General features: G+C 72.3%; 3 protein-coding genes and 1 pseudogene. 3 read left to right on the top strand and 1 reads right to left on the bottom strand.

The genetic code is table 11. From position 1 onward, the window contains the following. The 3 genes and pseudogenes from HHL10_RS28585 to HHL10_RS28575 form a co-directional block, all read left to right on the top strand. Positions 1–350: pseudogene (locus HHL10_RS28585) on the top strand (MFS transporter); the annotation flags it as partial. An 87-nt stretch (positions 351–437) separates the two neighbouring features. Continuing rightward, positions 438–1454 (top strand): TRAP transporter substrate-binding protein, encoded by a 1017-nt coding sequence (locus HHL10_RS28580; RefSeq protein WP_169163838.1) that lies wholly within the window; start codon positions 438–440, stop codon positions 1452–1454. Positions 1455–1581: 127 nt separating this feature from the next. After that, positions 1582–2406 carry a 3-oxoadipate:acetyl-CoA acetyltransferase gene (locus HHL10_RS28575; protein WP_169163837.1) on the top strand — a complete coding sequence of 275 codons (825 nt, stop codon included), beginning with the start codon at positions 1582–1584 and terminating at the stop codon, positions 2404–2406. 63 nt (positions 2407–2469) lie between these two features. Here the strand turns inward: HHL10_RS28575 and HHL10_RS28570 are convergent, their stop codons facing one another. Continuing rightward, the gene (locus tag HHL10_RS28570) at positions 2470–6912 is read right to left on the bottom strand and encodes a TIR domain-containing protein (RefSeq protein WP_169163836.1); all 4443 of its coding nucleotides are present in this window, start codon (positions 6910–6912) and stop codon (positions 2470–2472) included. Positions 6913–7009: the final 97 nt, after the last annotated feature.

The raw sequence follows: 7009 nt of genomic DNA, 5'->3' as shown, positions 1-7009 counted from the left end.
CGCTGTTCGTGGTGGTCGGCCTCGCCGGTGCCTCGACCATCGGCACGCAGATCGTCACCTACGCCTACGCCGGCCAGTTCTACCCCATGGCGATCCGCTCCACCGGCATCGGCCTCGCCTCGGGCGTGGGCCGCAGCGGCGCGATCCTGGCGCCGATCGTGATCGGCGCGCTGGTGGGCATGGCGCTGCCGCTGCAGCAGAACTTCATCGCCATCGCGATTCCCGCGGTCATCGCCGCGGTGGCCGTTGCAATGATCAACCACGGCCGTTCCGCCTCGGCGCACCCGCAGGACGTGAAGCTCGTCAGTGCCGGACCGGTGCCCGTGGGCGCCGGGATCGAGCCCAAGTGAGCCCGGCGCGGAGCGGCACGACCAACCCCGCTGCGCCTGACCAGACCCGGCGCAGCGCCTGACGCGGCGCGCCGCACAGGAGACCACATGACTACTTCAGGCATCACGCGCCGCACGGCGGTGACGGCCGCCTTGCTGGGCGCCGTCACGGCCCGGGCCCAGGGCGCCACGGAGCGCACCATCCGCATGGGCCATCCTGTCAACGCCGATCACCCCATCAGCCTCGGCACCCGGAAGTTCGCGGAGATCGTTGCGGCGCGCAGCGGCGGCAAGCTCAAGGTGCGCGAGTTCCCGGCGCTGGCGCTGGGCAACGAGATGCAGCAGCTGTCCTCGCTGGTCGGAGGCGTGCAGGAAATGTTCGCCCCGGGCACGGCGCCGCTGGCGGGCATCGTCAAGGAGTTCGGCCTGCTGGACCTGCCCTTCCTGGTCAACACGCCGGCGCAGGCGGATGCCCTGCTGGACGGCCCCTTCGGCCAGGCCCTGATGGCCAGGCTGCCCGAGAAGGGGCTGGTCGGACTGGCCTTCTGGGAGAACGGCTTTCGCCACGTGAGCAACAGCAAGCGGCCGGTCCAGCGCCTGGAAGACCTGGAGGGCCTGAAGATCCGCGTGCAGCAGAACCCTGTCTTCATCGACACCTTCAAGGCGCTGCGCACCAACCCGGTCCCGATGTCCTTTGCCGAGCTGTATGGCGCCCTGGAGAGCAAGGCGCTCGATGCGCAGGAGAACCCGTACCTCATCACGCGCACGGCCAAGCTGTACGAGGCCCAGAAGTACCTCAGCGCCACGGGCCACGCCTATGGCGTCATTGCCGTGCTGGTGAGCAAGAAATTCTGGGACCGGCTCTCGGTCGAGGAACAGAAGCTGTTGCAGGCCGCCGCGCTGGAGGCGCGCGGCCATGAGCGCGAGGCGAGCCGCCAGCAGGCTCGCAAGGCCGTGGAGGAGCTCAAGGCGGCCGGCATGCAGTTCAACGAAGTGAGCGCCGCGGAGCGCGAACGCATGCGCCAGGCCACGCGGCCCGTGGTGGAGCGCGTGCTCCAGACCTACGACCCGGCGCTGGTGCGGCTGCTGCGCTCGGAGCTGGAACGCGTCCACAACCTCCAGTGAGCGCCGCGCCCCGGGCGGCGAGGCCCGGGCCAGCCGCCGGGCATGGCCCATCCATGCCCAAGCCATTGATTCCTCAACCGCCGTGCGCCAGCGCTTGCCGCGCCGGTGCCCACTCCGAGATCACGCCATGACCAACCCCTGCATCATCACGGTGGCCATCACCGGTTCCCTGCCCCAGAAGCGCGACAACCCGGCCGTGCCCATCACGGTCCAGGAGCAGATCGAGTCCACGCACGAGGCCTTCGAGGCCGGTGCGACGCTGGTGCACCTGCACGTGCGCAACGACGACGGCTCCGCCACCTCCTCGCCGGAGCGCTTCGCGCAGGTGTTCGAGGGCATCCGCAAGCACTGCCCGGGCATGATCGTGCAGTTCTCCACCGGCGGCCGTTCCGGCGCCGGGCGCGAGCGCGGCGCGCACCTGGGCCTCAGGCCCGACATGGCCTCGCTGGCCAGCGGCTCGGTGAACTTCCCGACCCGCGTCTACGACAACAGCCCGGAGCTGGTGGAGTGGCTGGCCACCGAGATGCGCGAGCTGGGCATCAAGCCCGAGATCGAGGCCTTCGACCTGTCGATGATCTTCCAGGCGGCCAAGCTGCAGGAGCAGGGCCTGATCAAGGGACCGCTGCACGTGCAGTTCGTGATGGGCATCCGCAACGCCATGCCGGTGGACCGCGAGGTGCTGGAGTTCTACGTGCGCACGCTGCAGCGCGTGGCGCCGGGCTCGACCTGGACCGGCGCGGGCATCGGCAAGGACCAGATGACGATGGCGCGCTGGTCGCTGGAGCTGGGCGGCCACTGCCGCACCGGCATGGAAGACAACGTGCGCCTGGACAAGCACACGCTGGCGCCCTCCAACGCCGCGCTGGTACGCGCCGTGGCCGAGCTGTGCCACGAGCATGGCCGCCCCATCGCCACGCCCGAGCAGGCGCGGCAGCTCCTGGGCCTGAACTGAGGCGGCGCGGGGTGCCTCGGCCGGGTTCCGGCTCCCGCACTCCCCGCTGGAGCCCGGCGGCCATCACGGCTTCACGCCCAGCGCCTGGAGCTGCTGGAAGGTCTTGAACCGTGCGCCGCGCCGCAGTTGCGCGATCAGGCGCTTGCGTGCCTCCACATCGTCTTGCGAGCGGTATTCCTGGGGTGCCCGTTCGACGTAGACGGCCAGGTCCTCGATCGCGCCCGGGATATTGCCGGCCAACAGGCGCGCCATGCCCCGGCTGTCGCGCTCGGCGGCGCTGTCGGGCTGCTGCGCCACGGCCCGATCGCAGAAGTCGAGCGCCTGAGGTGTCGCCTGGCTGTGCTTCACGGCGTCCCAGCAATAGCCGTTGAAGGACCACTTCAGCTTCGCGACGGCGCCCGGGTCCACCTGGAATTCCTGGCGGAACATGGCCCCCGCCTCGACGATCCGGCCCTTGGCCCAGAGCTCGGCCGCCTTTTCCAGGCGGTACTCGACCACGCTCTTGCGAGCCTCGGCGACGGGATCGATGTCCAGCGCGGGATCGAGCGCAAGCGCCTGCCTGAAGAGCTGGGTGGCGCCGTCGAGGTCGCCCCGGGTGCCGGCCTCCTTGGCCATGTCCATGAACTGGTGTGCCCGTACGTTCCTGGCCTCCTTGAGGGGATCGAAGGAGCGGTAGAGGCCGAAGTCCAGCGCGCGCCGGTACTCCGCCACCGCCGCCTCCAGGTCGCCCTGGCGGGCCAGCTCGTTGCCGTGCCGCTCGATCGCCGGCGCGGCCAGCCGCTGCGCCTCGTACAAGGGGTCCACCTCCAGGCTGGCGTCCATGGCGCGCGCCTGCCGGAACAACACGACGGCGCCGTCCACATCGCCCCGGTTCGCCCGGTCGTTGGCTTCCTGCTCCAGCTTCCGGGCCTTCACCGAGCGTTCCAGTTCGACCGCCGGGTCCAGGCCGCGCGCGGGGTCGAGGGCCTGAACCGTGTTGAACACCGCCAGGGCCGCATCGGTTTCGCCGCCGCGGGCCAGGCCGCGGGCCTCCCTGAGCTTCGAGTCGACGGCCAGTGCCAACGCGCGGGCCTTGGGGTCGATGTCCAGGCCCGGGCTGAGCTGGCGCGCGATCTCGTACTGCGCCGCGGCCCCGGCGGTGTCCCCGCTCCTGGCCAGCTCGTCGGCACCGTGCAGCCAGTTGGGATGCAGCCCTTGCTCCTGGCACGTGAGGCGGTACGGCACCTGGGCGAGGTAGGCCTGCCATTCGGCCGCGCCGAGGTTGCGCCCCGCGATGCGGCAGGCCAGGGCCATCTGCTCGTCCAGCCGCATGCGCCACAGCCGCAGCGCACCGGAGCCCATGGCCATGAGCCAGCGCCCGTCGGGCGTGAACCGCAGCCCCCACACCTCGTGGGACTCGCGGTCGCCGCCATCGGGGCGCTCCTGCGCCGTGGCCACCAGCAGCGGAGGCTCCTCGGGCGCGGCACGCCGCCAGACCCGTATCTCGCCGCGCGGGTTGCCCGCGGCCACGAGCTGGCCGTCGGGGCTGACGGCCACGGCGCTGACCGAGGCCATGGACGGGCCGAGCAGGATCGGCTTCGTTGCGGGGGCCTGCAGGTCCCACAGGCGCACGGTGCCGTCCTCGCTGCCGGTGGCCAGCCAGCGCTGCTGCGGATCGAGGTCGAAGCCCGAGATGCTGCCCGCGTGCCCGCGCAGCGTGGCGCGCGGCTTGGCGGGAGCGTCGAGGCTCCACAACCGCACCAGCGAATCCCTGGCCGCCGTGACGATGCCGCGCTCACCCTTGAGAAAGCGTGCCTTGACGATGGCGCCGTGGTGCGCGTCGAGCACCACGGGCTCCGTGTCCGCCGGCGCGTCGAGGCGCCAGAGCTGCACCTTGCCGACGTCGTCGGCACTCAGCAGCTGGCGGCCGTCCGCGCTGAACGCCAGGCTCGTGATCCAGCCCTCGTGGCCGCCGAGCATGCGCGGGCCCTTGGCCGCGGCTGCCGGCGCCCACAGCGCCACCTCGCCCGAGGAGCCGCCGGTGGCGATGCGGGTGCCGTCCGGGCTGACCGCGATCGCCGACACGCTGGACTCGCTGGAGGCCGCGGGCCGCGACAGCACCTGGGCGGGCTGCTCCAGGCCGGGAAAGCGCCAGATGCGCAGCGTGTGGTTCCAGTCCCCGGTGGCCAGCCAGTCGCCCTGGGGGCTGAACGCCGCGGCCGTGACGTGGTGCGTGTGGCCGCCGAGCCGGCGTGGTGGGGCGGCCGGATCGTGCAGGTCGATGAGCAGCGCCTCGTTGTTGCCGCCCGGCGCCACAACCCAGCGGCTGCGCGGGTCCAGCGCGATGGCGTCCGGCAGCCCGCCCAGGGGTTCCCCGCCGCCACCGCCGTGGCTGGACCGGTACTCCAGCTCCTTGCTGGCGGGCGCGGCCAGCTCCACCGGGTCGGAGCTGGCGTTGTCCAGGCGCCATCGGCGCACGCCGGAGCCGTCATAGCGGCGCGGTGCGAGCAGCCAACGGCCATCGGCGCTGAAGTGCGGCTCGCCGGCTCCCGGACCGTCCTGGCCGCGCAGCAGCCGCAGCCCCGATGCCGCGCCTTCCAGCGCGGCCACCCACAACTGGCCGTTCTCCAGCACGGCGGCCAGATGCCGCCTCCGGGGGGCCAGCCGCAGGTGGACCACCCGCGCGTTGAAGGAGGCGATCCTGGCCGGTTGGGCATCGGCTCGTCCGAGCTCCGTCAGGTAAACCGCGTGCACCGGGCCGCCGGCCGCGCCCGGCCGCTGCTCCAGGGTCGCGGTCACCAATGCCGCATCACCGCCGCCGGCCAGCACCGCCGCGTAGCCCGGCACGGCGCGGTAGCCCGGCTCACCCGGGGCCAGGCGCCACACGCGGGCCTCGTCGCCATGCGTGGTCACCACGCCAGGCGGCTGGGCGACGAAGCCCAGCACCCTGTCGTCCAGGCCGCTGGACGTGCCCTGGGCCGCCGGGTCGGCCATCGGCACGAAGCGCCACGTACCCTGTTCGAGATGCCACAGCCCAGGGTCGCCGGAGCGCATCTGCGCGATCCATTGCCCGTCCCCGCTGAAATGCACGGGCCCCGCCCAGTTGCCGTTTTCGAGCTGCTGCGAGGCCGTTTCGGCCTCCTTGAGGCTCCACAGGCGGACCGTTCCGTCCCAGCCCGTCGTGCAGACCCAGTTCGAGCCTGGGTCGAATACCGCCTCGCTGATGCCCAGCGCCTTGCCGCCGGAGCCGCGCCGGGGCCGGTGGCCTGCCAGGACGCGCGGCCCGGCGGCCAGGTCGTCCAGGCGCCAGAGGTAGAGCCTGGCTTCGGCGTCCGAGGTGGCCAGCCAGCGGCCGTCGGGGCTGAAGCCGTGCACCCTGGCGCCTTGCCCGGCACGTTCGCCGAGCCGGGTCGCAGAAGCCGCGGGCGCATCCACGTTCCAGACGACGATGTTGCCCGCTTGCCCCTCGGCCAGCGCCAGCCAGCGGCCATCGGCGCCGAAGGCGCCCAGCGACCGCGTGTCCGCCGCGGCGGGCATCGACCACGGGGCCTGGCCGGGGGCGTCGAGGTTCCACACGTCGATCCGGCCGCTGTGGTGCAGCGTGGCGAGGCGGTGGCCGTCGGCGCTGAAGCGGCTCGCGGTCACGCCCATGCCGTCGGCGCCCGGCGGCTCGCCCGCCGCGCCCGACAGCGACTGGCGCAATGCGTCCTGGGCCGCGGTGGTGACGCCGCCATCGGCGTCGCGCGTGGCCCGCACCGCCTCGACGGCCAGCAGCAGGCTGGTCTGCGGCGCGCCCGCGCGCACGTCGGCGGACATGGTCGCCAGGTACTTCGCCAGGCCGCGCAGCGCGGTGTTGCGCTGGTCGTCCGCTTCCAGCTTTTGCCAGTACGCCACGGCGGCCAGCACGGCAAAGCCCAGGGTGACCGAGCCGGACAGGGCGATGACGATGTTGCGCGCGCGCCGGCGGCGCAGGCGCTCACGCTGTTCGACCTCGTCGCGGTTCTTGTCATAGAGGTTGGCCAGCAGCGTGTACCAGCTGCCTTCGAACACCCCCCGGTCCACCTTCTGGCGCGAAGGCTCGAAGCTGCGGTAGTTGACGGCCAGCGGCATGGGCAGCGCGTCGCACAGCGCTTGCGGAAAGGCCATCTCGGCCGCCTGGTCCGGCCTGGCCTCGTTGTTGGGCAGGCCGGCCAGCAGGACCGGAATGACGTGGTCGGCGCCACGGTGGGCCACGAAGCGGCGGATCTCGTCATCGACGTAGCTGCTCTGGCGCGCCGCGGGCGAGCAGATGACGATCAGCTTGCCCGACCGGGCGAGCACCTTGTCGATCGACTTGAAGTACTCCGAGCCCGTGAGGTCGCCCTCGTCGCGGAACACGCGCAGCCGGCGCTGCGGCACGGCCAGTGTCGGTGGCGGCTTGTAGGCGTTGAGCGCCTTTTCCAGCAGCCGCGCGAAGGCGATGTCGGCACGCTTGTACGACACGAAGGCGTCGTACCCGTCATCCCCGGTCGGCTGCACCGGCGCCATGGCGCCTCCCCTGCGCGAAGAAGAGCGGGCAGCGTAATCCGGACGGTCGAGCCGCCGCAAGAAATGGGCTGGACGGCTGCGCCGGTTTGCGGCGGCA

This window comes from Azohydromonas caseinilytica, assembly GCF_012927045.1.
GTDB lineage: Bacteria > Pseudomonadota > Gammaproteobacteria > Burkholderiales > Burkholderiaceae_C > Azohydromonas > Azohydromonas caseinilytica.
Note: the sequence above shows the minus strand (reverse complement) of the source record. Positions and strands in the feature narration are given on the sequence as shown.